The organism is Alteromonas sp. D210916BOD_24, from assembly GCF_047159385.1.
Lineage (GTDB): Bacteria > Pseudomonadota > Gammaproteobacteria > Enterobacterales > Alteromonadaceae > Alteromonas.
Genome location: NZ_AP038333.1, coordinates 2,331,051 through 2,356,967, shown reverse-complemented (window position 1 = coordinate 2,356,967; position 25,917 = coordinate 2,331,051). Strand labels below are relative to the sequence as shown.

General features: G+C 44.0%; 22 protein-coding genes and 9 tRNA genes. 17 read left to right on the top strand and 14 right to left on the bottom strand.

All coding sequences use genetic code 11. From position 1 onward, the window contains the following. Positions 1–106: 106 nt before the first annotated feature. On the top strand, positions 107–1,450 hold the full coding sequence (locus ACMCM8_RS10290) for a class II 3-deoxy-7-phosphoheptulonate synthase (RefSeq protein ID WP_412722543.1): 1,344 nt from the start codon (positions 107–109) through the stop codon (positions 1,448–1,450). Positions 1,451–1,551: 101 nt separating this feature from the next. On the opposite strand, the gene ACMCM8_RS10285 is transcribed toward ACMCM8_RS10290, so the two are convergent. The 4 genes from ACMCM8_RS10285 to ACMCM8_RS10270 all read right to left on the bottom strand — a co-directional run bounded on the left by ACMCM8_RS10285 (position 1,552) and on the right by ACMCM8_RS10270 (position 4,354). Then, a complete protein-coding gene (locus tag ACMCM8_RS10285) occupies positions 1,552–1,974 on the bottom strand; it encodes a hypothetical protein (protein WP_412722542.1) in 423 nt (140 codons plus the stop codon). Continuing rightward, positions 1,971–2,174 (bottom strand): hypothetical protein, encoded by a 204-nt coding sequence (locus ACMCM8_RS10280; protein ID WP_412722541.1) that lies wholly within the window; start codon positions 2,172–2,174, stop codon positions 1,971–1,973. The genes ACMCM8_RS10285 and ACMCM8_RS10280 overlap by 4 nt, the downstream gene beginning before the upstream one ends. Positions 2,175–2,314: 140 nt before the next feature. After that, the gene (locus tag ACMCM8_RS10275; RefSeq protein ID WP_412722540.1) at positions 2,315–2,530 is read right to left on the bottom strand and encodes a DUF3820 family protein; all 216 of its coding nucleotides are present in this window, start codon (positions 2,528–2,530) and stop codon (positions 2,315–2,317) included. Between the two features lie 9 nt (positions 2,531–2,539). Continuing rightward, positions 2,540–4,354: an ABCB family ABC transporter ATP-binding protein/permease gene (locus ACMCM8_RS10270; RefSeq protein ID WP_412722539.1), complete on the bottom strand. Its 1,815-nt coding sequence runs from the start codon at positions 4,352–4,354 to the stop codon at positions 2,540–2,542. 276 nt (positions 4,355–4,630) lie between these two features. Here ACMCM8_RS10270 and moaA point away from each other — a divergent pair, with 276 nt between their 5' ends. Together moaA and ACMCM8_RS10260 are read left to right on the top strand one after the other, a co-directional pair. Then, positions 4,631–5,599 carry a GTP 3',8-cyclase MoaA gene (gene moaA, locus ACMCM8_RS10265; RefSeq protein ID WP_412722538.1) on the top strand — a complete coding sequence of 323 codons (969 nt, stop codon included), beginning with the start codon at positions 4,631–4,633 and terminating at the stop codon, positions 5,597–5,599. 191 nt (positions 5,600–5,790) lie between these two features. After that, positions 5,791–6,318 (top strand): GNAT family N-acetyltransferase, encoded by a 528-nt coding sequence (locus ACMCM8_RS10260; protein ID WP_412722537.1) that lies wholly within the window; start codon positions 5,791–5,793, stop codon positions 6,316–6,318. A 21-nt stretch (positions 6,319–6,339) separates the two neighbouring features. Here ACMCM8_RS10260 and ACMCM8_RS10255 read toward each other — a convergent pair whose 3' ends face one another. From ACMCM8_RS10255 to ACMCM8_RS10235, 5 genes are all read right to left on the bottom strand, one after another. Then, positions 6,340–7,986: a response regulator gene (locus tag ACMCM8_RS10255; RefSeq protein ID WP_412722536.1), complete on the bottom strand. Its 1,647-nt coding sequence runs from the start codon at positions 7,984–7,986 to the stop codon at positions 6,340–6,342. A gap of 307 nt (positions 7,987–8,293) precedes the next feature. Further along, positions 8,294–8,369: transfer RNA gene (locus ACMCM8_RS10250), tRNA-Val, on the bottom strand. Between the two features lie 36 nt (positions 8,370–8,405). Continuing rightward, positions 8,406–8,481: transfer RNA gene (locus ACMCM8_RS10245), tRNA-Val, on the bottom strand. A 36-nt stretch (positions 8,482–8,517) separates the two neighbouring features. Then, a tRNA-Val gene (locus ACMCM8_RS10240) sits at positions 8,518–8,593 on the bottom strand. A 40-nt stretch (positions 8,594–8,633) separates the two neighbouring features. Continuing rightward, positions 8,634–8,709 (bottom strand) — tRNA-Val (locus tag ACMCM8_RS10235). Between the two features lie 695 nt (positions 8,710–9,404). Between ACMCM8_RS10235 and gltX the strand changes: the two genes are divergently transcribed. The 11 genes from gltX to ACMCM8_RS10180 all read left to right on the top strand — a co-directional run bounded on the left by gltX (position 9,405) and on the right by ACMCM8_RS10180 (position 17,855). Further along, the gene (gltX, locus tag ACMCM8_RS10230; RefSeq protein ID WP_412722535.1) at positions 9,405–10,814 is read left to right on the top strand and encodes a glutamate--tRNA ligase; all 1,410 of its coding nucleotides are present in this window, start codon (positions 9,405–9,407) and stop codon (positions 10,812–10,814) included. Between the two features lie 86 nt (positions 10,815–10,900). Continuing rightward, a tRNA-Ala gene (locus ACMCM8_RS10225) sits at positions 10,901–10,976 on the top strand. Positions 10,977–11,122: 146 nt separating this feature from the next. Beyond that, a tRNA-Glu gene (locus ACMCM8_RS10220) sits at positions 11,123–11,198 on the top strand. A gap of 229 nt (positions 11,199–11,427) precedes the next feature. Further along, positions 11,428–11,503: transfer RNA gene (locus tag ACMCM8_RS10215), tRNA-Glu, on the top strand. Between the two features lie 228 nt (positions 11,504–11,731). Then, positions 11,732–11,807, top strand: a tRNA-Glu gene (locus tag ACMCM8_RS10210). Positions 11,808–12,036: 229 nt separating this feature from the next. Continuing rightward, positions 12,037–12,112 (top strand) — tRNA-Glu (locus ACMCM8_RS10205). A gap of 346 nt (positions 12,113–12,458) precedes the next feature. Then, on the top strand, positions 12,459–13,364 hold the full coding sequence (locus ACMCM8_RS10200; protein WP_412722534.1) for a M14 family metallopeptidase: 906 nt from the start codon (positions 12,459–12,461) through the stop codon (positions 13,362–13,364). A gap of 114 nt (positions 13,365–13,478) precedes the next feature. Next, the gene (locus ACMCM8_RS10195; RefSeq protein WP_412722533.1) at positions 13,479–13,805 is read left to right on the top strand and encodes a DUF1289 domain-containing protein; all 327 of its coding nucleotides are present in this window, start codon (positions 13,479–13,481) and stop codon (positions 13,803–13,805) included. A gap of 280 nt (positions 13,806–14,085) precedes the next feature. After that, positions 14,086–15,024 (top strand): tRNA dihydrouridine(16) synthase DusC, encoded by a 939-nt coding sequence (gene dusC / locus ACMCM8_RS10190; RefSeq protein ID WP_412722532.1) that lies wholly within the window; start codon positions 14,086–14,088, stop codon positions 15,022–15,024. Positions 15,025–15,150: 126 nt separating this feature from the next. Then, the gene (locus ACMCM8_RS10185) at positions 15,151–16,578 is read left to right on the top strand and encodes an amidohydrolase (RefSeq protein WP_412722531.1); all 1,428 of its coding nucleotides are present in this window, start codon (positions 15,151–15,153) and stop codon (positions 16,576–16,578) included. Further along, positions 16,575–17,855 carry an amidohydrolase family protein gene (locus tag ACMCM8_RS10180; RefSeq protein WP_412722530.1) on the top strand — a complete coding sequence of 427 codons (1,281 nt, stop codon included), beginning with the start codon at positions 16,575–16,577 and terminating at the stop codon, positions 17,853–17,855. Before ACMCM8_RS10185 ends, ACMCM8_RS10180 begins: the two co-directional genes overlap by 4 nt. A 44-nt stretch (positions 17,856–17,899) precedes the next feature. Here ACMCM8_RS10180 and ACMCM8_RS10175 read toward each other — a convergent pair whose 3' ends face one another. From ACMCM8_RS10175 to ACMCM8_RS10165, 3 genes are all read right to left on the bottom strand, one after another. Continuing rightward, the gene (locus ACMCM8_RS10175; protein ID WP_412722529.1) at positions 17,900–18,904 is read right to left on the bottom strand and encodes a hypothetical protein; all 1,005 of its coding nucleotides are present in this window, start codon (positions 18,902–18,904) and stop codon (positions 17,900–17,902) included. A 214-nt stretch (positions 18,905–19,118) separates the two neighbouring features. Beyond that, positions 19,119–19,304 (bottom strand): hypothetical protein, encoded by a 186-nt coding sequence (locus tag ACMCM8_RS10170; RefSeq protein WP_412722528.1) that lies wholly within the window; start codon positions 19,302–19,304, stop codon positions 19,119–19,121. Between the two features lie 46 nt (positions 19,305–19,350). Then, positions 19,351–20,007, bottom strand: a complete 657-nt coding sequence (locus ACMCM8_RS10165) for an arylesterase (protein WP_412722527.1) — start codon at positions 20,005–20,007, stop codon at positions 19,351–19,353. A gap of 16 nt (positions 20,008–20,023) precedes the next feature. Between ACMCM8_RS10165 and ACMCM8_RS10160 the strand changes: the two genes are divergently transcribed. Together ACMCM8_RS10160 and ACMCM8_RS10155 are read left to right on the top strand one after the other, a co-directional pair. Then, the gene (locus ACMCM8_RS10160; protein WP_412722526.1) at positions 20,024–20,716 is read left to right on the top strand and encodes an ABC transporter ATP-binding protein; all 693 of its coding nucleotides are present in this window, start codon (positions 20,024–20,026) and stop codon (positions 20,714–20,716) included. 2 nt (positions 20,717–20,718) lie between these two features. Then, the gene (locus tag ACMCM8_RS10155; protein WP_412722525.1) at positions 20,719–23,241 is read left to right on the top strand and encodes an ABC transporter permease; all 2,523 of its coding nucleotides are present in this window, start codon (positions 20,719–20,721) and stop codon (positions 23,239–23,241) included. Between the two features lie 274 nt (positions 23,242–23,515). On the opposite strand, the gene ACMCM8_RS10150 is transcribed toward ACMCM8_RS10155, so the two are convergent. Together ACMCM8_RS10150 and folX are read right to left on the bottom strand one after the other, a co-directional pair. Continuing rightward, on the bottom strand, positions 23,516–24,412 hold the full coding sequence (locus tag ACMCM8_RS10150) for a TIGR01777 family oxidoreductase (RefSeq protein WP_412722524.1): 897 nt from the start codon (positions 24,410–24,412) through the stop codon (positions 23,516–23,518). 24 nt (positions 24,413–24,436) lie between these two features. After that, positions 24,437–24,805: a dihydroneopterin triphosphate 2'-epimerase gene (folX, locus tag ACMCM8_RS10145; protein ID WP_412722523.1), complete on the bottom strand. Its 369-nt coding sequence runs from the start codon at positions 24,803–24,805 to the stop codon at positions 24,437–24,439. Positions 24,806–24,878: 73 nt separating this feature from the next. Between folX and ACMCM8_RS10140 the strand changes: the two genes are divergently transcribed. Then, a complete protein-coding gene (locus ACMCM8_RS10140; protein WP_412722522.1) occupies positions 24,879–25,913 on the top strand; it encodes an AI-2E family transporter in 1,035 nt (344 codons plus the stop codon). Positions 25,914–25,917: the final 4 nt, after the last annotated feature.

Here is a 25,917-nt window from a genome sequence, read left to right as displayed (position 1 = left end):
ACTTTGATTGCATTTTCACACTAGACTGATTCATTAATAGCATTATCGTTAAGTCAGCATTTTTAGTAAAACTCAGCCCTACGTAATTATTTTCAGGAGAGCACCGTTGAGTAATTGGCAAGTAGACAGTTGGAGAAATAAACCGATTCTTCAACAACCAGAGTACGAAGACAAAGTTAGATTAAAAGAAGTAGAGCAAACACTAAGCACGTACCCTCCACTTGTATTTGCTGCTGAGGCCAGAGAACTTCGCCGCCAACTGGGTGAGGTGAGTCTAGGGAAAGGGTTTTTATTGCAAGGCGGAGATTGTGCCGAGTCATTTGATGAATTCAACGCACCAAAAATTCGCGATACCTTCAAGGTTATTCTGCAAATGGCCATTGTCCTTACGTTTGCTGGCCGATGCCCTGTAACCAAGGTCGCACGTATGGCGGGACAATACGCCAAACCTCGCTCGTCAGACTTTGAAACCCGTGATGGTATAACACTGCCCAGCTATCGCGGTGATATTATTAACAATTTCGAGTTTACAGAAGCGGCGCGTCGACCCGACCCCGATCGCCTATTGGAAGCGTATCATCGCAGTGCATCAACGCTTAACTTACTGCGCGCGTTTGCCCAAGGTGGCCTTGCCGATCTTCACGAAGTAAACCGCTGGAACATGGCGTTTGTTGAAAATAATCCACTGAAAGATCGCTACGTCGACATGGCCAACAGAATTCAAGATACCCTTGAATTTATGGACGTTATTGGTATCAACGCCCAGACCAGCTCTACCTTGCATGAAACGTCGCTGTTCACGTCTCATGAAGCCTTACTACTTAACTACGAACAAGCGCTGACCCGCATTGATACGCTAACTGGTAAACCCTATGATTGTTCTGCGCATATGGTTTGGATTGGCGAACGCACCCGACAACTCGATCACGCACACGTAGAATTTTTCCGTGGTATCCACAATCCCATTGGTGTGAAAGTGGGGCCAAGCATGCAGGAAGATGAGCTTATTCGACTGATAGATGCATTAAACCCGTTAAATGATCCGGGACGCTTAACGCTAATCACGCGAATGGGGGCAGATAATTTGGCGGACAATTTACCGCGGTTGTTACGTCGTGTGAAAGAAGAAGGGCGACATGTGGTATGGAGTTCAGATCCTATGCACGGGAATACCTTCTCTGCGTCATCGGGTTACAAAACCCGTAATTTCGATGCTATCTTGCGAGAAATTAAGCAATTCTTTCAGGCTCACGAAGACGAGGGGACCCACGCTGGTGGTATTCACCTGGAAATGACGGGACAACACGTGACAGAGTGTACGGGAGGCGCTTATCAAATCAGCGATGATGATTTGGCGCAAGCCTATAAAACTCAGTGTGACCCCCGCTTGAATGCGGACCAGGTATTAGAAATGGCCTTTTTGGTGGCTGATCACCTCCGTCACGCGTAATTTATCCACTCGCTTATTAATGAATGCGGCAGACAAACTGTCGCATTCATTTGCACAGCAAACGTTATTCCTGTGACACATTAGAAATCTATCACCCGTTATTAAGCGTTCTTCTTAGGCCTTTCCCAAATACATTCGCTTAATTTTTCATACACCAATACCAAGCTAACAGTGAGGATAAAACCCACACCGGTAAATAAAATATCCATAGGATCAAAAGTGCGCTTTGGGATCAATATCTGTAAATATTCATAAATGACTAAACCAGAAGTGCAATAGAGTGCGGTGCGCTTTTTATCTTCTTTCACAAGGCCGAAGCATATATAGCTGGCTATAGGGACGGCAAAAACGCTGGGAGCGGAATCTAAAAAAAGATTACTCTCAATTAGCCTAAGCTCAGAAATGTGTAGGTACCCTAAATACGACAATACAGCCGTAATTGAAAAGTACATAAAAGAAAAAAGTATTCTTTTATTGGCCAGCATCATACGATACTGACCAAAATTAACGTAATTCAGTTTCATTCGAAAAAGTCTTCAAAGCGCTTTTTCCAGTGGCGAATACTTGATTTAGCTGATTCATAGCTATTAGTGAGATAGGTGTCAATTCCCTCTTTTCCGCCAACACTTTCATAGGCGTACGTTCCAATGACCCCTACACCAACACTTAAGAGAGGATTGCCTCCACTTACTTCAACTATTTCAGTATTTTTTAAATTTTCCATAGTTTCTCCTTGTGTATTCACGAGTATATTTAGGCACGACTTGTGCCGAACTTAAGTGTGCATGAGAAACATAAATATTGAAGCTGACTAGTAGGCCAGTTTTTTACAAAATATTATTCAGTGGTTTAATCTTCATTGTTTTAATCTTCATTGAGTAAGGGCTCAACCACAGATTCTAGTCCGTTTAGTTTAATTTCATACATGAGCGCAAGCTGCTTGCCTAGTGTGCTGTTTGGAAAGCCTTGTTTGTGAAACCAGACTAAATAGGGCTCTGGCAGATGAAATAATCGTCGGCCGGCATACTTTCCGAAAGGCATAACTTGGTTAATCGCATTTTTTATTTGTATGGGATCCATGAGTTCTCTTTATTGCTGGTCACCGGTCGCATTTACATTATTGTCTTTATCCCGTTGTTGGGCATTCCACAATGCGGCATATTCCCCCTGTTGGGCGAGTAAACTTAGATGTGTACCTTCCTCGACAATTTCACCTGCTTTTAACACAAGTATTTTGTCAGCATCGACAATAGTGGAAAGTCTGTGCGCAATTACCAAGCTTGTGTGACCTTTTGCTGCATTGCGAAGCGCCGACAAAATCGCTCCCTCAGACGTACTGTCTAATGAACTGGTTGCTTCGTCAAAAATCATAATTGGCGCACCTTTTAGCAGAGCTCGGGCGATGGCGACTCGCTGCTTTTCTCCCCCAGACAATTTTAGACCGCGTTCTCCTACCACTGTCTCTAGCTTATCGGGTAATTTCGCAACAAAATTTTCAAGGTGGGCCAGTTGTATAACGTGGTTAACCTCTTCTATAGACGCATCCGGTTTGCCATAGCGAATGTTCTCGAGCAGCGTTGTATTAAATAGCACGGTATCTTGAGGCACAATTCCAATGTGGGCATGTAAGCTTTGCTGTGTCACGTTGCGGATATTTTTGCCGTCTATGGTAATGTTACCTTGATTCGGATCGTAGAAGCGAAACAGTAATTTCATCAAGGTAGATTTACCTGCACCGCTTTCACCGACCACCGCGACTTTTGTGCCGTCGGGTACGGTAAAACTAACGTTATTTAAAATCGGTCGCTTTTCGTCATAAGCAAAGTTCACTGAATTAAACGCAATAGTAGGGTGAGAAGTCTTAAGATGCTCGGCGTCTTGGTTATCAGTTACCTTAGAGGTTTGCGCCAACAGTGAAAAAAGTTTGTCTATATTGGCTAGACTTCCACGAATTTCACGATACACGAAACCCAAAAAGTTCAGCGGCATAAATATTTGCATGGTAAAGGCATTAATAAGGACAAAGTCACCTATCGTCATAGCGCCATTTATGACGCCAAAGGCTGCGTTAGCCATCATTGCCGTCATGGCAATGGCGATAATACATGCTTGCCCGCCGTTTAATGCAAATAAAGACAATCTGTTTTTTCGTCGGGCTATTTCCCAGTTAGCTAAATCCTTGTCATAGCGCGTAGCTTCAAAACCTTCGTTATTAAAATACTTCACGGTTTCGAAGTTCAATAAACTGTCGACAGCGCGGGAATTGGTGGTGGAGTCTGCTTCGTTCATTAGGGTGACATAACGGGTACGCCAATCTGTCGCTTTCATCGAAAAACCAATGTACGTGACCACACTTACGGTGATGATAAGCGCAAAAGAGGCGCCAAATTGAAAGAGCAACAAACCCACCACCAAGCTTATTTCTAATAAAGTGGGTACGATGTTGAACACCATGAAACGCATAAGAAAGCTTATCCCGCTGGTGCCCCGTTCTATATCTCTGGACAGCCCACCAGTGCGCCTGTTCAAGTGAAATGATAAATCGAGGGAGTGAAGGTGTTTGAACACTTTCAGACCAATACGACGCATGGCGCGTTCGGTGACTCGTCCAAATAATGTGTCGCGAACTTCGCCTAAAATGACGTTCATTAGTCGCAGAAAGCCGTAAGCAATAATTAAACTAATAGGAACAGCCAGGGCGAGAGTGGTCAGGTCGCCATTTAATCTATCAACTGTATATTTAAGCACATAAGGCAGTCCGATACTGGCTACTTTAGCCGCAATCAAGCAAAACAATGCCAGCAAAACACGAGATTTAAATTCGAGTAAATAGGGCCAAAGTTGTTTAACAACGTGCCATTTCACCGGCTCATCGATATTGGTGGGAAACTGATGTCTTCGCATTGTATGTTTGGGTTGACGTCGTGTAATTAATAGTGAGCAAAACTCAAGGTTACACGAGATTTGGTTATTGCGCTTAAAAGAAATCGCAATGAACGATCCAAGAGATTAAATTGGTCTTATTTATAGCAATGAAGATGTTTAAATCTGTTAGTGAGCATCGTACACTGAGTAAAAGATAACGAGTGAAATATGCATCGGCGAGTGCTGGCGCTAGCGCACACCATTATCGATAACATAAGAGCAGTGCTTGTTTAAAGTGAATAGGAAGGTGTTGATTTGTTAGAAGATAGTTTCGGTAGACAGTTCCACTATTTGCGTTTGTCTGTGACCGAAGCGTGTAATTTTCGTTGTCAGTATTGTTTACCAGATGGTTATAGTGGCCCTTCTAGCGATCAATTTATGTCACTTAACGAAATCAACACATTACTTACTGCCTTTGCCCAGTTAGGCACATCAAAAGTGAGGCTGACAGGCGGTGAGCCAACATTGCGTAGAGATTTTATCGACATCTTGCAATTAACCGCTGCTACACCTGGCATTCAGCGGGTAGCAATGACTACCCACGGTGGTCGGCTAGAGAAATTTGCCGATAAATGGAAAGCCGCAGGCCTCGATCAGGTGAATGTGAGTATAGACAGCCTGGATCCCCGTCAGTTTACTGCAATCACTGGGCAAGACAAATTAAAAGCCGTGCTTCGAGGCCTCGATAGGGCGCTAGACGTTGGATTAGACGTCAAGGTTAATGCCCTGCTATTAAATGACTTTAGCGATAGTCGGTTGGGTCGGTTTTTAACCTGGCTCAAAGAGACGCCGGTCACATTGCGATTTATTGAACTGATGGAAACCGGCGATACCTCACAGTTTTTCAATAAGCAACATCAAAGCGGCTTGCCGCTTAAAACTACCTTGCTTGAAATGGGATGGCAGCCTCTTATAAGACGCAAAGATGCGGGACCTGCCCAGGAATTCTATCACCCTGACTATGCAGGAAGAATTGGCCTTATCCTGCCTTACAGTAAGGACTTCTGTAAGAGCTGTAATCGGCTGAGGGTTTCAGCATCTGGTAAGCTCCATCTGTGTTTGTTCAGCGAAACGGGGCTGGATATGCGCGAATTACTCGTGAGCGAGGACGTCAACGGCACGGTGGCATTTTTGAAAAATGTACTAGGGCAAAAGCACGAAACCCATTATCTGCACCAAGGCGACACAGGCGCTACCAAACACCTTGCTATGCTAGGTGGATAAGGCGAGCAGCAGATAGAAGGTGAGTGTGACAGGGTGCGCAATAAATAATCAATTTTGATTCTGGGAGAAATAGATTATTATACCCTGCCTTTGGGTTTGCAATGGTCTTGGTTTTTGTACGTGTAACTTTTCAAAATCAAAGGCGTGTAACCGAAAGTAATATTAAAAATAATAATGAAAAAAGGATGTATATGCATATCAAGGACAGTGCGCGACTTTCTTACCACTATGTGACAGAAGCTGATACTGAGTTCCTGTGGGAACTTGATCAAGATGAACTGGTAATGAAGTTCATCAATGGTGGCAAGAAATCCTCAAGAGAAGACATTCAGGATATCTTTGTACCCCGCTTTTTAGCTTTCTCCAATCCTGCAATGGGATGGGGACTGTGGCGGGTTGAAACATTAGAAAACAAAGAAAGTATTGGGTGGATACTCGTCAGGCCCTTTGGTTTTTTTACTCAAAATCCTGAAAGCGACAACATTGAGTTAGGTTGGCGTTTCAAACGCCACACTTGGGGTAAAGGCTTTGCGACGGAAGCCGCTATGGCCGTCAAAGAGGCCCTTGATGAAATAGGGGTAGAAAAATATTCGGCCATTGCCAAGCCAGACAATAGCGCCTCTATTAATATCATGAAAAAGCTGGGTATGACTTTCAATCGTGAGCTTGAATATAAGGATCCGCACTATCAAGAAACCGTCGTAGTATATGAAACATAGCCCGTTATGTTGCTGCTATTTCTATTGAGGGGCATGGGCATATTGGGGGTTTACATTTAACATTTGTAGTACAGAGTGATAGCGAGACTGTTGTTCTTCAGACAGTGTCGCCGTTTCTAACGTTTCTCGACATTTTCTAATTGCTTGCGACGAATTGGGGTGGGGGGGAATGTTTGCTTCCCGTGCCCGTAAAATAGCTTGTAAATAATTGAGTGCGATAGATGGATTTTTGGGCATTACCGTAAAGGCTTGTACAAAAAATTGGTAAGATTCATCAAGATTGCCCTGTTTGTAATACGCCACCGCTGTGTTGTTTAAGGCTTTTGGACTCAATGAAATGGCTTTCTTCTCTGATTGTTCCTGCTTTAAATAAGTCGATAGCAGATTATCATCGTCTTGGTGTGTAGCCTGCTTAGCCACTAGGTTGTCTAATATTTCAATGGACTTAGCTGTCATACCTACTTCATGCAATGCCTTGGCTCTATCGAGTAATGCTTCGGTGGAATGAAATTGGTCATGATCAATATTGTTCTCAGAAAGTAAAGACTGCGCTTTAGCTAAATCGTCCTGCAAGTAGTGTAATCTGGCGTCGAGCACCACAAGTTCGTCATTGTATTGTGCTTTGGGGTGGGCACGTTTTAATTGGCGTAAGTAATCGCTGGCCTGTTTTACAATATTACTGACTTGTTGGGGATCTGCTGTCATCGCAAAATCAACCCCGCTTCGGGCTGCGGTGAGATAGATATCTGGCTTATCGTGAATGGAGTCCTTCGCGTAGCGCACTAATTTTTTGGCGCTGTTAAATTGATTTTCGTAATCATGAGTGATTCTGGCGAGATCGATAGCTTGTTGATGCCTGGAAATGTTTCTTGGTGACATATCGCACGCCAGTGACGTACTTTCCAACGCGTCATCGAAGGCAGATTGTTTAATTTGAAGCTTAGCCAGAAGGTCGTATGCTGGCAAGGTTGCATCGGGGCGTAATGCCAATTGAATAATTTCCTTCTCCGCCACATCAAATTCGTTAATGGCAAGGTAGCTACTGGCTAAGCCTAATTTAGCCCAACTGAAGTCTTGTACATTGATGATTGACTCATAAAATGCAATGGCCTCGTGGAATCGCTTAGTTAGCAAAAATAAATCACCTTTAACCTTTAACGCGAGGGGAAAATACTCCGCGTTATCTGGTTGTAGCAAAAAGTAATCAATTTCTTCCAGCGCTTTTTCAAACTCTTTTCTGTCCATGTACAAATAAACGTTTTTAAGCGCCTTTTTACGCGCTAGGGCGCGGGACAAGCGCTTATCCAACTCATTGACAGAAAAGGGTTTAGCGATAAATTCATCGGGTTGAAGTTCGATTATGGCATTAATGACTTCTTTAGATGTATCAGCGCTAACAAAAATAAACGCACTGGTTAGAGGGACTAGGTGCTCATCAATAAGTTGTTCTAATAAGCAATAACCACCCTGTTCTGAACCTAATCCATACGAACAAATGATGGCATCGTAATCGTACTCTTGAACGGCAGCTAGGGCATCATGAGGCTTATCAACATAGTCCATGCTTTTAAAGCCCAATTGCTCAAGGGCATAGTGCATATGACTTTTTGCCAGTACTTGTTCCTCTGCAATTAACAGCCGCGTGTTGTTGGCTAAGTGAGGTTTCATCCGTTTAAGCCCTGTCGGGAATGATTACATTCACTAAAATAAAAAAGCATCTATGCCTAGTGGATCTTCAAACATTCGATCTGCCAAAACAGCATTAAAATCACTGCAAAATGTACAACCAAGATCAATAGACCCCAGTAATGAGTATAGTTCTTTCCCCACAAACAGCACGGTAATGAAATGAATTATTTTTGAAACTAAAAGCAGAAGGTTTCAGGGGGGAAGGGGAGTTAAGCAATAAATTCCAACGCGATAACTTTTATAGAATCAAAAAAAGATAATGATTGAATTATGCGTGAAATGGAAATGGTGGACGCTACTGGGCTTGAACCAGTGACCCTCGCCTTGTAAGGGCGATGCTCTCCCAACTGAGCTAAGCGTCCGTATTTTGATTTTTTTGAAGTTCCATCTAGAGAAGATGGTGGACGCTACTGGGCTTGAACCAGTGACCCTCGCCTTGTAAGGGCGATGCTCTCCCAACTGAGCTAAGCGTCCATTTTTGATGCATGCTTAAATTTCATCTAAAGAAGATGGTGGACGCTACTGGGCTTGAACCAGTGACCCTCGCCTTGTAAGGGCGATGCTCTCCCAACTGAGCTAAGCGTCCGAAATTTGTGATGCGTGTTGAAATTTTATCTAAAGAAAGATGGTGGACGCTACTGGGCTTGAACCAGTGACCCTCGCCTTGTAAGGGCGATGCTCTCCCAACTGAGCTAAGCGTCCATAAATTTCACACCTTGCCGAAGCAAGTGGGGCGGTATTATAGAGTCGGTTCCGTTAGTGTCAACAATAAAATTAAATAAAAATGACTGGCTGCCCGAATTTTAAACATTCTGCTGGCATCTTAACTAAATTGATGAAAAGAGCAGCGTTTTAGTTAAAGAGTGTCTGTCCGATTTATAAAAAAAGTACCTGTTTGTTTCAATTTGTCTCGATTTGTTCACCACTGGTTTTGAGAGATTAGTTAGGAAGTAAAAAGTGTCTGTCCACTTTTTAGTTTCACTTTTTAGTTTGCGAGGTTAGGAAGTGGGTAAGGCGAGTGTCTGTCCACTTTTTAGTTTGCGAGTTTAGGAAGTGGGTAAGGCGAGTGTCTGTCCGCTTTTTAGTTTGCGAGGTTAGGAAGTGGGTAAGGCGAGTGTCTGTCCGCTTTTTAGTTTGCGAGGTTAGGAAGTGGGTAAGGCGAGTGTCTGTCCGCTTTTTAGTTTGCGAGGTTAGGAAGTGGGTAAGGCGAGTGTCTGTCCGCTTTTTAGTTTACGAGATTAGGAAGTGGGTAAAGCCAGTGCCTGTCCACTATATACACTTTATATACCGTTTTTTACGATTCTTCGTGCTGTGGGTGCTAACTCGCTTTTGAAGTCTCGCTGACACTGGTAGAATGCGCGCAACTTTTGAAACTTATTAACAAATAGAGAGTGACCATGTCGGTTGTAACACGATTTGCACCCAGCCCAACAGGCTATCTTCACGTTGGTGGCGCAAGAACAGCGCTTTATTCTTGGCTTTTAGCAAAGAGCAAAGGTGGTGAGTTTGTACTTCGTATAGAAGATACAGATATTGAACGTTCAACTGAAGAAGCCAAGCAAGCTATTTTAGATGGTATGTTATGGCTAGGACTAACGTGGGATACAGGTCCTATCTATCAGACTGATCGCTTTGATCGCTACAAAGAACTTATTCAGCAGCTTTTGGATGAAGGGAAAGCATATAAGTGCTTTATGAGTGCAGAAGAGCTAGATGCCATTCGTGAAGGGCAAAAAGAACGTGGTGAAAAGCCTCGTTATCCCGGTACGTGGAGAGAAAGAACTGATCACCCAGAAGGTCAGCCATTTGTCATCCGCTTCAAGAACCCTCTGGAAGGTAAGGTGGTTATTAACGATCACGTAAGAGGTAAAATCGAAATCAGCAATACTGAACTTGATGATTTGATTATTCAACGCTCTGACGGCACGCCTACCTATAACTTCTGTGTGGTGGTTGACGATTGGGATATGGGTATCACTCATGTGGTACGTGGTGAAGATCACATCAACAATACGCCGCGTCAAATTAACATCCTGAAGGCTTTAGGCGCTCCCATTCCTGAATATGCCCACGTTTCGATGATTTTAGGCGATGACGGTAAGAAATTGTCGAAGCGCCATGGTGCAGTTAGCGTTATGCAATATCGCGACGACGGCTTCCTGCCACAGGCGGTGCTCAATTATCTGGTAAGACTGGGCTGGTCTCATGGTGATCAAGAAATCTTCTCGATTGATGAGATGATTGAAAAATTCAGTTTAGACGCAATTGGTCAATCAGCGTCTGCCTTTAATACAGAAAAACTCATTTGGCTTAATCAGCATTATATTAAAACGCTACCTGCCAGTGAGGTGGCATCACATGCAATGTGGCATTTTGATGCGTTAAATGTCGATTTAACAGCTGGGCCTGCACTTGAATCTGTTATTGCTATTCAAGCCGATAGAGTCAAGACACTAAAAGAACTCGCTGAGATTTCTACATACTTTTATCAAGACTACGACGATTTTGATGCGAACGCGGCGAAAAAGCATCTTCGCCCAGTCGCAAAAGAGCCTCTTGAAGTCGTTAAAGCTAAATTAATGGCTATTGACGAATGGAACCCAGAGAACATTCAATCGGCGATCAATGCCACTGCTGAACAATTGGAAGTAGGTATGGGTAAAGTAGGTATGCCGTTACGTGTAGCGGTAACGGGGGGAGGTAACTCGCCGTCGTTAGATATCACCTTGAATCTACTCTCAAAAGAGAAAGTTGGCGAGAGAATCGACAAAGCGCTTACTTTTATAGCAAACAGAGAAAATTCATAAAAAAACCGTTGACATGACAGGGGGGGATGCCTAGAATGCGCCCCGCTGTCACGGAACAGTCACATAAAACTGACTGGCACTATGACGGGGCCATAGCTCAGCTGGGAGAGCGCCTGCATGGCATGCAGGAGGTCGGCGGTTCGATCCCGCCTGGCTCCACCAAATCACATTGAGTTGTGGTTTGATATAGGCTGAAGTTTAGTAAACTTCGGATAGAAATTTCAGTAAGAATAAGGTCGCTCGGTTCGCAGAGCTCACCTCTCCTTACAGAAATTTAGTGATGCTTCGCTTCACTGAACAAAATTTCTGTCCCCTTCGTCTAGAGGCCTAGGACACCGCCCTTTCACGGCGGTAACAGGGGTTCGAATCCCCTAGGGGACGCCATATTCATCGCGTCACAGTCGATTAATACTGTGAAATAGGCTGGAGTTATTAACTTCGGCCGGAAATTTCGGTAAGGATAAGGTCGCTCGATTCACAGTGCTCATCTCGCCTTACAGAAAATCTCGAAAGCAGAGCTTTCGAGAGTGCCTAGGTAAAGGTCGCTCTCACGATAAATCGTGATTCGCCTTACAAAATTTCAATGTTGCAGTGCAGCATTGGCAGAAATTTTGTCCCCTTCGTCTAGAGGCCTAGGACACCGCCCTTTCACGGCGGTAACAGGGGTTCGAATCCCCTAGGGGACGCCATATTCATCGCGTCACAGTCGATTAATACTGTGAAATAGGCTGGAGTTATTAACTTCGACCGGAAATTTCGGTAAGGATAAGGTCGCTCGATTCGCAGTGCTCATCTCATTTACTGAAAATCTCGAAAGCAGAGTTTTCGAGAGTGCCTAGGTAAAGGTCGCTCTCACGATAAATCGTGATTCGCCTTACAAAATTTCAATGTTGCAGTGCAACATTGGCATAAATTTTGTCCCCTTCGTCTAGAGGCCTAGGACACCGCCCTTTCACGGCGGTAACAGGGGTTCGAATCCCCTAGGGGACGCCATATATATCGCGTCACAGTCGATTAATACTGTGAAATAGGCTGGAGTTTTTAACTTCGGCCGGAAATTTCGGTAAGGATAAGGTCGCTCGATTCGCAGTGCTCATCTCACCTTACAGAAAATCTCGAAAGCAGAGCTTTCGAGAGTGCCTAGGTAAAGGTCGCTCTCACGATAAATCGTGATTCGCCTTACAAAATTTCAATGTTGCAGTGCAACATTGGCAGAAATTTTGTCCCCTTCGTCTAGAGGCCTAGGACACCGCCCTTTCACGGCGGTAACAGGGGTTCGAATCCCCTAGGGGACGCCATATAAAAAAACCAGCCAATCGGCTGGTTTTTTTTTCGCCTTCACTTCACAATCAATCAAAAAGGGACAGGCACTGTCTTCCCTCCTCATCTTTGATAATAAAAAGTGGATAAATAAAAAGGGACAGACACTTTCCTCAAAAAGGGACAGACACTTTGTCACCGAATAATTGACATAAACTCAAATACCTTCTCTCACAAAGGTACTTCCTTACCATTAATAGCGCTGCTGAACTTCAATAAATCACCGTATGGCTCGAGTAATTGCTCCGACAGATTTGAATCATAAAACAATACGGAAGAGGAGAGGGAACTGTTATCATTGCAGCAACAACAAAGAGGATTTTTATGAACCATTATCCAATAGGAACTCCAGGTCAGCCTTGGGGAGAAGCCGAAAAAACGCAATGGTATTCGTCACAACGTGTAAAGCGCAGTTACAAAGAAGAAGTACTTAACAAACTTGAAAAAATCGTCCCTGCGGGTTTTGAGCAAACCCAATATGGCGCATTGCCTTATGATGAAGCTCGCTATCCCCTATATGCGGTTTTACCCAAAACCTTTGATGAGTCAAAATCGACAGCCTTAGTAACAGGTGGCGTACATGGCTATGAGACTAGCGGAGTACAAGGGGCGTTGCAATTTATCGAAAAGCATCTCGCTCAGTATGGCGAGGTTTTTAACATTGTTGTAGTGCCCTGTGTCAGTCCTTGGGGCTATGAGACGATAAATCGTTGGAACCCTTTGGCGCTCGATCCTAATCGTTCGTTTTATGCTAATTCTCCAGCGCCAGAATCAGCGCAGTTGCTCCAGTTTGTCCAATCACTACCTTTAACACCTACCTTGCATATAGATTTGCATGAAACCACAGATACCGATAACAGCGAGTTTAGACCGGCATTAGCAGCACGCGATGGTACAACTCACGATAATTGGAACATTCCCGATGGTTTCTATACTGTCGCGAATACCACGCGCCCACAATTGGCATTTCAAAAAGCCATTATTGATGGTGTGAAGCAGGTTACCCATATTGCGCCGCCCGATGAAGATGGAAAGATCATTGGTGCCGATGTCGTCAGCGAAGGGGTGATTTGTTATGACAAAAAAGTATTACATTTATGCGGTGGGATGACCGACGCCACGTATGTGACGACTACGGAAGTATACCCAGATAGCCAAAATGCGACGGCTCAAAACTGTAATGACGCGCAAGTCGCGGCTATTTGCGCCGCATTAGAATATATGAAATAGACGCTTGAACGTTTAGACGTCTAGATGTATATTTAAGCCTTCTTACGAGAGGGCTTAGTGTGTTTTTATATTCAGCGGTGATATACGACGGCAACAAACAACGACTTGTGCAGTATGAAGGTAGGACAGACACAGAGTTTTCATCCTATTTGGAATCAAAGTTTGGTTGTTTTGTCTGCTTGTGGTCGAATAAGGAATTGTCTGAAGCGACGCTGGCCACTATTGCGATATCTACACAAAAACCTAACCTTACGAAATAAAATCGAACCTGATATGACATTACCTTCTCCTTGTGTCGGCCAGTGTAAGTTAAACGATGAAGATGTTTGCGTCGGCTGTAACCGCACTCTTGTTGAAATTGTGAACTGGCAGGGGTACACAGAGCAACAAAGAGCTGCTGTACTCCAGCGATTGAGTGAATTAACCCACCTACAAAATTGATAATAAATTATTGGACAGGCACTTCGTTTCAATTCAATGTTGAACCCAGTGTTGGACAGACACTTCGTTACAATACACTTAGTTGAGCAGGTCATTTGATAGGGGCACGTTTTTCATCCTAGTCACTTTCGGACAGACACTTCTTTGAGGATCCGGTAGTTCGCTTTCTTTGCCAAAGGCGCTTTAACGAAGCTAATTTAATCTTATTTGATAGAGACTAAGCGGTCTTTTTGGTAAACTCTCGCGCCGATTTTCTGCTGTTTTATTGAGATTTACCCTGATGAAAGTAATGCTTGCCCCGATGGAAGGGGTTGTGGATCACCTGATGAGAGATATGCTTACCCGCGTCGGGGGCTTTGATCAGTGTGTGACGGAGTTTGTCAGGGTTGTTGATCAAAAACTACCTCATAAAACCTTTTATCGTCTTTGTCCTGAATTACATCACGGTGGAAAGACCGCCTCCGGCGTCCCTGTCCGCGTGCAGCTGTTAGGGCAACACCCTCAATGGCTGGCGGAAAATGCGGAAACCGCAGTTGCTTTGGGCTCCCCTGGTGTCGATCTTAATTTTGGCTGCCCGGCAAAAACTGTGAATAAAAGCAAAGGGGGAGCGGTTTTACTCAAAGAGACACAAACCCTCTACAATATTGTCAAAGCGGTAAGGGAGGCGGTACCTAGCAATATACCAGTGTCTGCAAAGATCAGATTAGGCTTTGAGGATAAGTCATTGGCCATCGAAAATGCCATTGCGATTACTGAGGCGGGGGCATCTGAATTAGTCGTTCATGCTCGAACCAAAACAGAGGGTTACAAGCCGCCAGCATATTGGGATTGGATAGCCAAAATAAAGCAACATACCAACATTCCATTGGTGGCAAATGGCGAAATTTGGAGTGCAGAAGACGCAAAGCGCTGTCAACAACAATCAGATTGCGTAAACCTAATGATAGGGCGAGGAGCACTTGCCTTACCCAATTTAGCCCGGTGTATTAAGCATGATGAGGCGCCTATGCCATGGCCAGAGTTGGCCTCATTACTTATTCAGTATTCTGGGTATGAAATTTTTGGTGACAAGGGTAAATATTACCCCAATCGTATTAAGCAATGGTGTGGCTATTTAAAAAAACAATACCCTGAAGCAGAAGTTTTGTTTAATGATATTCGGCGTTTAACTAATTCTGATGACATCGTTGAAGTTTTAGCGCGCCAGTCCTCGCACTAAACAAACGTTTTACCCCAGTGCTACTTGGCAATATTCGCGTGTTTCGCTAGGCTGATGATTCACTCGTGTGTGAATAGTACGCATATCTAGTGTGATCCAAATAATAAAAATAGCTCTGGGGACAACATGAACATTACACCTTCCAAGCTCGTGCTCTCAATGGCCTGCATGGCGTCACTGATTCTGACGGCATGTACCCAAGAGGCCAAACAAGACACAGCGCAATCACCAAAAGTCACAATTAATCCTAACCCATATCCAAGTACTTATACGCCTATTAAAGGCGAGCCAACCTTGATCACAAATGTGACCATTTTAGATGGCGTGGGTAATAAAATAGACAGTGGCAGCATCTACTTTTCCGATGGAAAGATCCAAGCTATCGCAAAAAGTGGACAGACACTCGAAACTGCAGAAAATACCGTCGTAGTCGATGGACAAGGAAAGTGGGTAACACCGGGAATAATCGATAATCACAGCCATCTAGGCGTGTACCCCTCACCGTCTACGCGATCTCACTCAGATGGTAATGAAATGACTAACCCCGTTACTGCACAAGTGTGGGCAGAGCACTCAGTGTGGCCGCAAGACCCAGGTTTTGGGCGGGCACTAGCTGGGGGAGTAACAGCGCTTCAAATCTTACCAGGTTCAGCTAATTTATTTGGTGGCCGTTCTGTGGTGCTCAAAAACGTACCTAATAGAACGATGCAAGACATGAAATTCCCTGAGGCGCCCTACGGGATGAAAATGGCTTGTGGGGAAAATCCAAAGCGAGTATACGGGCAAAAGGGCGGGCCGATGACGCGAATGGGTAACGTTGCTGGTTATCGTCAAGCCTGGTCTGATGCGCAAGATTACATGCGCAAGTGGGACGCTTACGAGCGGGACTACGAAGCAGGGAAAAACCCAACACCGCCAAAGCGCGATCTTAAACTGGAAACACTAGCCGGGGCGCTGAAAGGTGAGATTTTAGTACATATGCATTGTTATCGCGCGGATGAAATGACGGTGATGATGGACGTCATGAAAGAGTTCAATTACAACATTGGTACTTTTCATCATGCGGTAGAAGCCTACAAAATTGCAGACAAGTTAAAGGCCAACAACGTGTGTTCGGCTATGTGGGCAGATTGGTGGGGCTTTAAGATGGAAGCTTATGATGGAATTCGCGAGAACATCCCAGCGGTTCATCAGGCCGGCGCATGTGCGATTGTCCACTCAGATAGTGACTTGGGGATTCAACGACTAAACCAAGAAGCAGCGAAAGCGTGGTCAGATGGTTTGCGTGCGGGTATTGATATTTCCATGGAAGAAGCTTGGACCTGGCTGTCTGCTAATCCTGCAAAGTCGTTAGGTATATTTGATAAAACAGGGTCGCTCGAGGCAGGCAAGCAAGCTGATATTGTACTTTGGAACGGCAACCCCTTTTCTACTTACACGAAAGCAGAAATGGTTTATATCGATGGTGGGTTAGCCTACTCATTAACAGATGACAATTCATGGCCTGTAAGTGATTTTGAGCTTGGCCAAGTCGGTGAAGGAGATACAAAATGAGAAAGCTAGCCGTACTTATAGCATCACTTTCAGTGATGACTTCCGCAGTTGCTGACAACTATGCCATTGTGGGTGGGAAAATCCACACGATGACACCTCAAGGTATAATTGAGGGAGGCAGTGTACTTATCTCCGACGGTCGAATAGAGTCCATTTCAAAAAGTACCGAAGTTCCTGAAGGTTATCAGCACATCGACGCTACCGGTAAAGTAGTTACGCCTGGCTTCATCGGTGCGTTGACTTCTCTAGGACTTGTGGAAGTTTCTTCTTCATCGGGCGTCGTGGATGCCAGTATTGAAAAAACGCCAGTCTCAAACACAGGCGCAGCCCTTGACGTACAATACGCCATTAACCCAGACAGTTCTTTACTAGCCATTACACGGTTAGAAGGAATGACTGCTGCCGCTACTGCAATTACTAGTAGTCATTACTTATTTGGTGGACTTGGCGCCGTAATCAAACTTAGTGGACAGACACCGCTTTTGAAGTCTTCTGCGTTTATGACAATCGATGTGGGTGGAGAAGGTGCTGAGCACACAGGTGGTTCGCGCGCAGCGCTTTGGGTGATGTTAGACAAGCTTTTCGATGAAGCGAACAAGGCCTCTACATCAATGTCAGCAGAAAAACCGTGGTATGGGTTGAACTCGCGATTAGATGTCAAAGCGTTAAAGCGGGTACTTTCTGGAGAGGTTCCATTACTTATGCGTGCCGATCGCGCTGCAGATATACGTCAAGTAATAGCTTTTAAGGACAGACACCCATCTGTCAAAGTAGTATTGGTACATGGTGTCGAAGCATGGCGCGTAGCAGATGAACTTGCAGAGGCATCCATCCCTGTAGTGATAGATCCAGAATACAATTTACCTGGAGGCTTTGACCAAATGGGGGCAACCTTAAGTAATGCTGCTCGTTTACACCAAGCTGGAGTGAGAGTTGCTATCGGGATGGACACACATAACATTCGCTTAGCGGCTCAACACGCAGGGAACGCGGTAGCCAATGGCTTACCCCATGAGGCGGGATTAGAAAGTTTGACTTTAGTGCCTGCCGAAATCTTTGGCTTATCCGATAAGGTGGGAAGCTTAAAAGCAGGGAATTCTGCTGATATTGTTATATGGTCTGGTGACCCACTGGAAGTGACAGAGGCAGCTGAAGCTGTCTTTATAGATGGCGCTCCTGTGAAACTGGAGTCTCGTCAAACGCGTCTTAGAGATAGATACTTGTCTTTAGGGAAGTCTGGCAACGCCGTACCATCCCATTATCAACGCGGTGACTAAAGTCGATACATGAGTATATAGGGCTTCTATTAAGGAGCCCTTTTTTATGATAAGTATCGAACGGCATTGGCGACCTGAGGGCGAGAAGCCCTACCGCATTGAAAAGCAAAATTATTCATTGCTTCCGGCGACCCTACGGGGCCGGAGAAAAGGCGCTCAAAGTTTTGTGTCACAAATTCCCAGTTGTTTTCGTTGAGACCTAATTGATGAAGTAATCTACTCGGTAGGGTTATTATGGTAGATACAGGCCTGGCGCGTCGATTAGACAAGGTACTGTGCAGCAGTGAGATGTAATCATCCAAATGAAACGGGATATACTGTTCATTTTGATGGCTTTGATTTTTAAAAGGCATTAAAAATTTAGGCTTTTTATTGGCCTTTTTGGCATTGAGTCGATACTGGATGCTGGTGTAATTTGAACGATTGAGAGAGTTGGCGATGTTTGCTCTAATTGGGTTTAAATCAACATAGGCCATAACAGAAGCGAGTGCTTTTTCATCCAATATCGCTTGCGAGCGAAATCTCCTTTCCCAAAAGTACCCTTTGCATTCATCCTCTTTATTTGCTCGCCTTGCAATATATTCATTCAATAACTTCATAAACCAACTGATATCTTGCAAGCGATGGCGGTATATAACTGAAAACGCTTTAATTTCCTTGCGTTCCAGCTCAGACAAAGATGTCTCTTCTACCTCGAAATACCGCTGAACTACAGGTGGACATTTGTAGAACATGCGCCAACGCAACAAAACTTCATCCATACTCCAGCCTTCGGCCCTCCCTTTTGCTACATGTAGTACTACGTGTAGGTGATTGTGCATGACGGCGTAGGCACACAAATCAATAGCAAAAACTTGAGATAACTTGTGAAGGCGTTGTTGGATCCACTTCCTTCTATGCTCATAATTCATTCCAGTTTTGCTATCTTTTCCGCAAAGATAAGACTGTCTTACACAACGAGAAATGCAGTGATAATAAGGTGTTACTTCCACATTAATTTGCTTGTAACGGGGTAAAGGCATATCCATATCCTCTAAATTTTTTTCCATTATGAAGCTTTGGATAGGATTGTGAACTGCTCTACAGAGCAGTTTTATGCAACTTTACATGAGGTGGAATATTGGGTGCAGACAGAGTTTATTGGACAGGCACTCGAAAGACAGCAGGTGTCTGTCCATTTGACTTTATTCTTACTAAATTGGACGGTCACAATGTCTATTTGAGTGTCTGTCCACAAAAAATAGGTAATTAGAACACTGAAATTTACACAAATACATCTACACGTGAGCCCAAACGTTCATCAGTAGCACTCGATGACTGCTGAGTCGATGTGGGCTGAGACGCTTGGGGAAGCGCGTCGTTACGCGGCTCAACTTGCTGCTGCGCAGGACGGTTTGGCGACTCAAGGAGCGTTGAAACTGGTCCTGAGTTAACTGAAGAAACATCCATACTAAACCTCGATTGGAAAAACTATGTGCTTTTTAAAATAGCACAATTATTGTGGTTTAAGTATTAACTCTCTCAAGTGTCTGTCCATTATACTTGCTATTTGAGGTTGAGCGATGGCATTAGGATGGATTCCATCGTTTTGCATCAACTCATTCTTTAACGCTATTTCACTGAGAAAAAAAGGAATTTTTTGGACGTTTTGTTCTTCGGCCACTTCGGTAAAACTACGAGTAAACATTTCCGTGTAACGCCTACCGTAATTTGAAGGGATCTGCATTTCTTGAAGAAAAACAGTGGTATTAGCTTTTTTAGCCGTCTCTACCAAAGAACGTAGGTTGTCTTTAATTTTTTTAATATTGTGACCCTGGAGACCGTCATTGCCACCAAGTTCAATTAAAACATGAGTGGGAGAGTGTTGCTCTAACAGTCTTGGAAATCGCGCTAGACCCCCATCTGTGGTTTCGCCACTCACCGCAGCATTTACAATTTCAATCGGAATGTTGTCGTTTAACCACATTTTTTGTAACAAACTAACCCAGCCTTCGCGTTGCTGTAAACCATACGCTGCAGATAAACTATCGCCTAATATCAAGAGAACAGCGTTATTGGCTTTCCGATCTTCTACTGCTTGATCTGATAGTGCTTGAACGGGTATTAAAAGAATAACGAAAAACGCGAATAATTGACGAAATCTAACAAACACGAATTGATGACCTCTTATGATAAAAGCTAACTCTGTAACTAAAGTAGTGAATACGAGTGAAGGTGCGCTACAGATCCTTCGTCCAATTTCCTTCGAAGTCAAGTCTGGTGAGTCCGTTGCCATAATCGGCGCGTCAGGGTCAGGTAAATCGACACTCCTAGGCTTGCTTGCTGGTCTTGATGAAGTAACCGAAGGGGAAATTTACCTTGATGGAGTAGGGTTACATAATTTAAATGAAGAGCAGCGCGCCGTATTACGCGGCAATAAAGTGGGGTTCATATTTCAGAGCTTTATGTTGGTGCAAAGTCTAACTGCGCTGGAAAACGTGATGTTACCCGCAGAAATAGCTGGGTTAGATGACCCGAAAGCGCTTGCGACAGATATCCTTACAAAAGTAGGTCTCGAGCACCGAGCTCATCACTTTCCCAACCAACTTTCGGGGGGCGAGCAGCAACGTGTCGCAATCGCACGTGCGTTTATTACTTCACCTAAAATTCTCTTTGCTGACGAACCAACCGGCAATTTGGACGCGAAAAACAGTGAAAAAATTGAATCTTTACTATTTCAATTGAATCGAGAAAAGGGCACAACGCTTGTGTTAGTAACCCATGACACCGCCCTTGCTGAGCATTGTGACCGCCAGTTAACTATGAATGCAGGTGAATTAACTGAGACAACTGCTGTACGAGACAATAAAGAGGCGATATAGAGATGTCGACATCGTTCAATTTAGCATGGCGGCTTTTTCGCCACGAAGCGAGACGTGGTGAGCTCACAATCGTGCTACTGGCCATTGTGCTTTCTGTGGCAGCTGTTCTTTCGTTGTCGCTGTTTAGCGAGCGCTTGCAGGGGGCTTTACAATCGCGTTCTGCGGCATTTATCGCGGCAGACGCTCAACTGCGATCAGACAAGCCTATTGACCAAGCTTGGTTGACAAAAGCGAACGAAGAAGGACTTTTAACGGCTAAACAAGTGTCTACTCGCTCTATGGTGTTTAACGGCGATGAGATGTCATTGGTTGATTTGCGAGCCGTCAACCAAGACTACCCACTCAAAGGTGCTGTTACTATCAGCGATCAGCCTTTTGGCGAGAAAACGGAAATAGATAGTCTTCCGCTACCTGGTGAAGTGTGGGTGCAATCGAGGTTGTTTCAAACATTAGGCCTGTCATTGGGGGATAGCATTGAGATTGGCGATGGGGTTTTTACTGTATCTCGTGTGCTGGTCGATATTCCTGATGCAGGTTTTAGCATTTTTAACACCGATCCAATTGTTTTGATGCGACTGTCCGATTTAGATAAAACGTCAGTCACGGGTCCAGGTAGCCGTGTTCGGTATATTGGCTATTTTGCAGGGGAAGCGAGCTCTCTAGAACAATTTTCTAGTTGGTTATTACCAAACCTGAATGATGATTTGCATTCGTGGAGGACTGTAGCAGATGACGAGTCGGCTATTGGTCGTTCGGTGGCCAGTGCTGAGCGCTATTTTCTTTTAGCAAGCCTTTTAGCTATTGTACTTGCTGCGGTTTCTATTGCCGTAGCGGCACAACGGTACGCCCAACGACATTTCGATCCAGTTGCGATTATGAAAACCTTGGGGGCAACTAGCCAAACTATCCGTAAAATTTATTTCATTCAAATTTTACTCATTACGGCATTAGGGATAGCGCTAGGGTTGATAATTGGCTTTATTGGTCAGCAACTAGTGGTGGTGCTTGTGGCTGATAGGGTGGAAGTCTCACTTAATGTATGGCACTGGAGGCCAGTGCTCATAGCGGTAGCCACGGGTTTGACCTGTGCGTTATTGTTCTCGCTCTATCCACTTCTGCAACTTTTTTCGGTACCGCCCTTACGTGTTTTAAGAAAAGATATTACCTCAAATTTGCGCTCAAGAAGTCTGCAATTTATGACTTCTGGAGGCGCAATCTTTGTGTTGATGTGGCTATATAGCCAAAATATTAAACTCAGCGCTATTTTGTTTCTTTCAGGTGCGGTGTTGGTCGTAGCCCTAATAGGGGTAACCTATTTGCTGATCGCCATTGGCAGACGATTAGGTAGTGGACGAATGGGGCCTTGGCAGTTAGCCTGGGCACGAATTAAGCGAAGAGCGATGGACAATAGTGTTCAACTTATCAGTTTTTCTATAACTATCATGCTATTACTTGTCGTGTTAGTTATGCGCAATGACATGGTTTCGCAATGGCGAGCACAGCTACCTGAAGGTACGCCGAATTACTTTTTAATAAACATTACCTCAGACATAAAATCTGAATTGGACAGACACTTCAATGACAACGGTGTGCAGATTGAAGAGTTTTATCCGGTCATACGAGGACGCTTTGTTGCTGTTAATGGCGAAAGCGTTAATACAGAAGTGACCAAAGAAGACGAGCCCAATAGAGAAGGTCGAAGAGGTTTAGGAAGAGAAGCGAACTTAACCTGGAGTAACACTCTTCAAAATGAAAACAAAGTTACTGAAGGAGAATGGCATGGTGACGTTGAGCTGGACGCCTCAAGCGGATGGTTTCCCGTTTCAGTTGAAAAGGAAGTCGCTCAACGTCTGAATATCAAAATGGGCGATGCACTTACATTTAATGTGGGGAGTGAAATAATTGAAACCAAAGTCAGCAGCATACGAGAAGTGAATTGGCAAACGATGCAGCCCAACTTCTTCTTTGTCATTCATCCGGAGGCGATGGCCGCGTTCAACCCAACTTACATTACTAGTTTCTATTTGCCAACCGAGCAGAAAGCTGAACTTACCAACCTCTTGAAACCCTTCGGGGCGATTACATTGTTTGATGTGGATGCCCGTATTAATCAATTAAGAGAGATAGTTGAGCAGGTCTCTATTGCAGTGGAATTTATTTTGGTACTTGTACTTTTAGCGGGAAGCCTTGTGTTAATTGCGCAAGTGCAAGCAAGTATGGACGAAAGAAGTCAAGAAATTGCAATTTTACGAACGCTAGGTGCCAAAAGTAATTTGATCAGAAAAAGCGTCATATTTGAATTTGTCATAATCGGGTCAGTGGCAGGTTTCATGGCGGCTTTGGCTAATGAATTAAGCCTTTATTTACTGCAGACTTCGGTATTTCAGATGGATGGAAGTTTACATTTTGAATACTGGGCCATTGCCCCTGTTGTAGGCGCATGTGTAGTGAGTGTTTTAGGTGCGATAGGCTGTTGGCGTTTACTGATATTAAATACCAGTCAAATGCTTAGGAAAATAGTTTAGAAATGTTGGGGATTTCGCTAGCGCGAATTTAGGTACCTGCGTAGAAATAGCAGATATAGGACAGACACTCACAAAAACTAATCAGTGAAGGGAAAAAATCAATAAAGTGGACAGACACTCAATTACAGTGACTGTCCACAATCGCTGTTATTTCAGCTAACTGAATCTTTTGAAGTGAGTGTCTGTCCACTCTTGCACTCTTGCACTCTTGCACTCTTGCACTCTTGCACTATTGGCTTACGTTTTTCGCTTACTCTTAGTCTTCTGCTTTTGATTATGTATTGTAGATGTCGTCCAGCGCTTTATCTAAAACTGGGTAATCAAATCTATATCCGGCGGCAGTTAATTTCTCGGGTATGACCTGCTGGCCTTCTAATATCAGCGTGGAGGCTTCACCCATAAGGAGTTTTAGAATAAAACTTGGTACGTTAAATAAGCAGGGCCTATGCAAAGTGTGTGCGAGAATACTTGAGAATTCTCGGTTAGTAACTGGTCTTGGAGCCGTCAAATTGAACGCGCCATGACAGGTTTGATTGTTAAGTAGAAACGACATCGCATTTACCATGTCTTGGATATGGATCCATGAAATATATTGCGCTGCGTTACCTAATGTGCCCCCAACTCCAAGCTTAAAAGGCAGCGCCATTTTATCGAGTGCACCCCCAACTTTACTTAGCACTACGCCAGTTCTAAGAAGAACCACACGGGTATTTAGTGTGGTTGCTCCATTCGCAATGGTCTCCCATTTATGACAAAGCTCATGGGTAAACTCATTATTTGGTGCGGACTGCTCATGAATCAATTTGTCTTTTTGGTTGCCGTAGTAACCAATTGCTGAGCCTGACAATAAAACCTTAGGGGCAGATTGGGAGTTGTTTATTTTCTCGACGATTTCGGAAGTGATTTTCCAGCGACTCTTACAAATAATTGCTTTTTGAGTGTCTGTCCAACGTTTATCGGCGATGGGCTCTCCCGCGAGGTTTATGACAGCGTCATAGTGGCCGATATCATCTATTTCTGATATTGCATTTAAAGTGGATATGGATGATCCCAACAAACGTTTGGCATGCGCAGTATCTCGCGTAATAACAGTAAATTGATGTATATCACTATATTGCTTGATAAATTCGCGGCCGATGAGGCCAGTGCCGCCTGTAATGAGAATATTCATATCCACTTCCTATAAGGGGGCGTGTTAGCCTTCTTTAGTACAAGATAGCGTTAGTGAAACAGAGTCCGAGAACCTTAGAGCGTGAGGTTTGTCTACCTCTACTTCTGCGTACCTGACCGCAGAGTGTTTGGCAGCAATACTCAAGACATCCGCCGTCAATTTTTCTAATAGAGAGAAGCGGTTGTCTTCAACAAGTTTAATGATGGCCTTGGTGATAATTTTATAGTTTAGCGCATCATTCATGTTGTCTGTATTTGTTGCTTTTTCAGCGTCGTAATCAATTTTTACATTTACTACAACATCTTGCTTGTTTTTGATCTCATCTTCATTAATGCCGATATAAGTGCGAAGTCTAAGATTTTTAATTCTAATCGTGGCAAGGTTGAAATTCATTGTTGTCTCTTGTTTGTAGTTAACTATAAGTCGTTGTAAAGTATTGTCGTTTCAATCAGGAATGTAGCACAAAATGTCAATGGAACTACGATCGCCAACAGCAAAAGTTCTTATCGTTTTAGCATGCCTAGTGGTGGTATTGGCCGGTATAAAGGCTGCTAGTACCATCATGGTGCCGTTCTTTTTATCTATTTTTATTGCGATAGCCTGTAGTCCTATAATTCATTGGACTTCAAAGTATGGCGTGCCCAAGTGGCTATCTATTACTTTCGTTATACTGTTGATTGTAGTGTTTGGATTTCTTTTAGCTGGCCTGGTGGGTCAGTCTATGACGGAGTTTAGAGAAAACCTCCCTCAATATCGAAGTAAATTAGACTCTGAATTTGCTTGGGTTGTTTCAAAGCTTTCTGAATTTAACATTCATATAAACCGTGAACTTATCGCTTCGCATCTCGATCCTGCCACTGCGATGTCCGTTGCCACTAACTTTATCAGTGGAATGGGAGGCGTACTCTCTAATTTGTTCCTGATCCTGCTTACTGTGATATTCATGCTTTTCGAAGCAGATAGCATACCACGTCGCTTGCATATTGCTTTGGCGGATCCTGGTATGAAACTTAAACATATCGATAGGTTTATACGATCCGTAAATAGCTACTTGGCAATTAAAACAGTAGTAAGTTTGGGTACGGGACTAATTATTGGCATTTGGCTGTACGTGATGGGAGTAGATCATTTCCTGCTATGGGCGGTTCTAGCATTTATGCTAAATTTTATTCCAAATATCGGTTCTATTATCGCTGCAGTTCCCGCGGTACTCATCGCATTTGTTCAATTTGGGCCTGCATCGGCGGGCTTTGCTGCGCTGGGATTTTTGTTGGTTAATACCATTATGGGGAATATGGTTGAGCCCCGCTTGATGGGAAAAGGTATGGGGCTGTCTACATTAGTAGTGTTTCTCTCTTTAATTTTTTGGGGGTGGTTGCTTGGCACGGTGGGGATGTTACTCTCTGTGCCACTGACTATGGTGGTGAAAATTGCACTTGAATCGAGGGACGAAAGCAAATGGCTGGCGGTACTCTTATCAAGTGAGGGGAATAAAACCTAAGGTC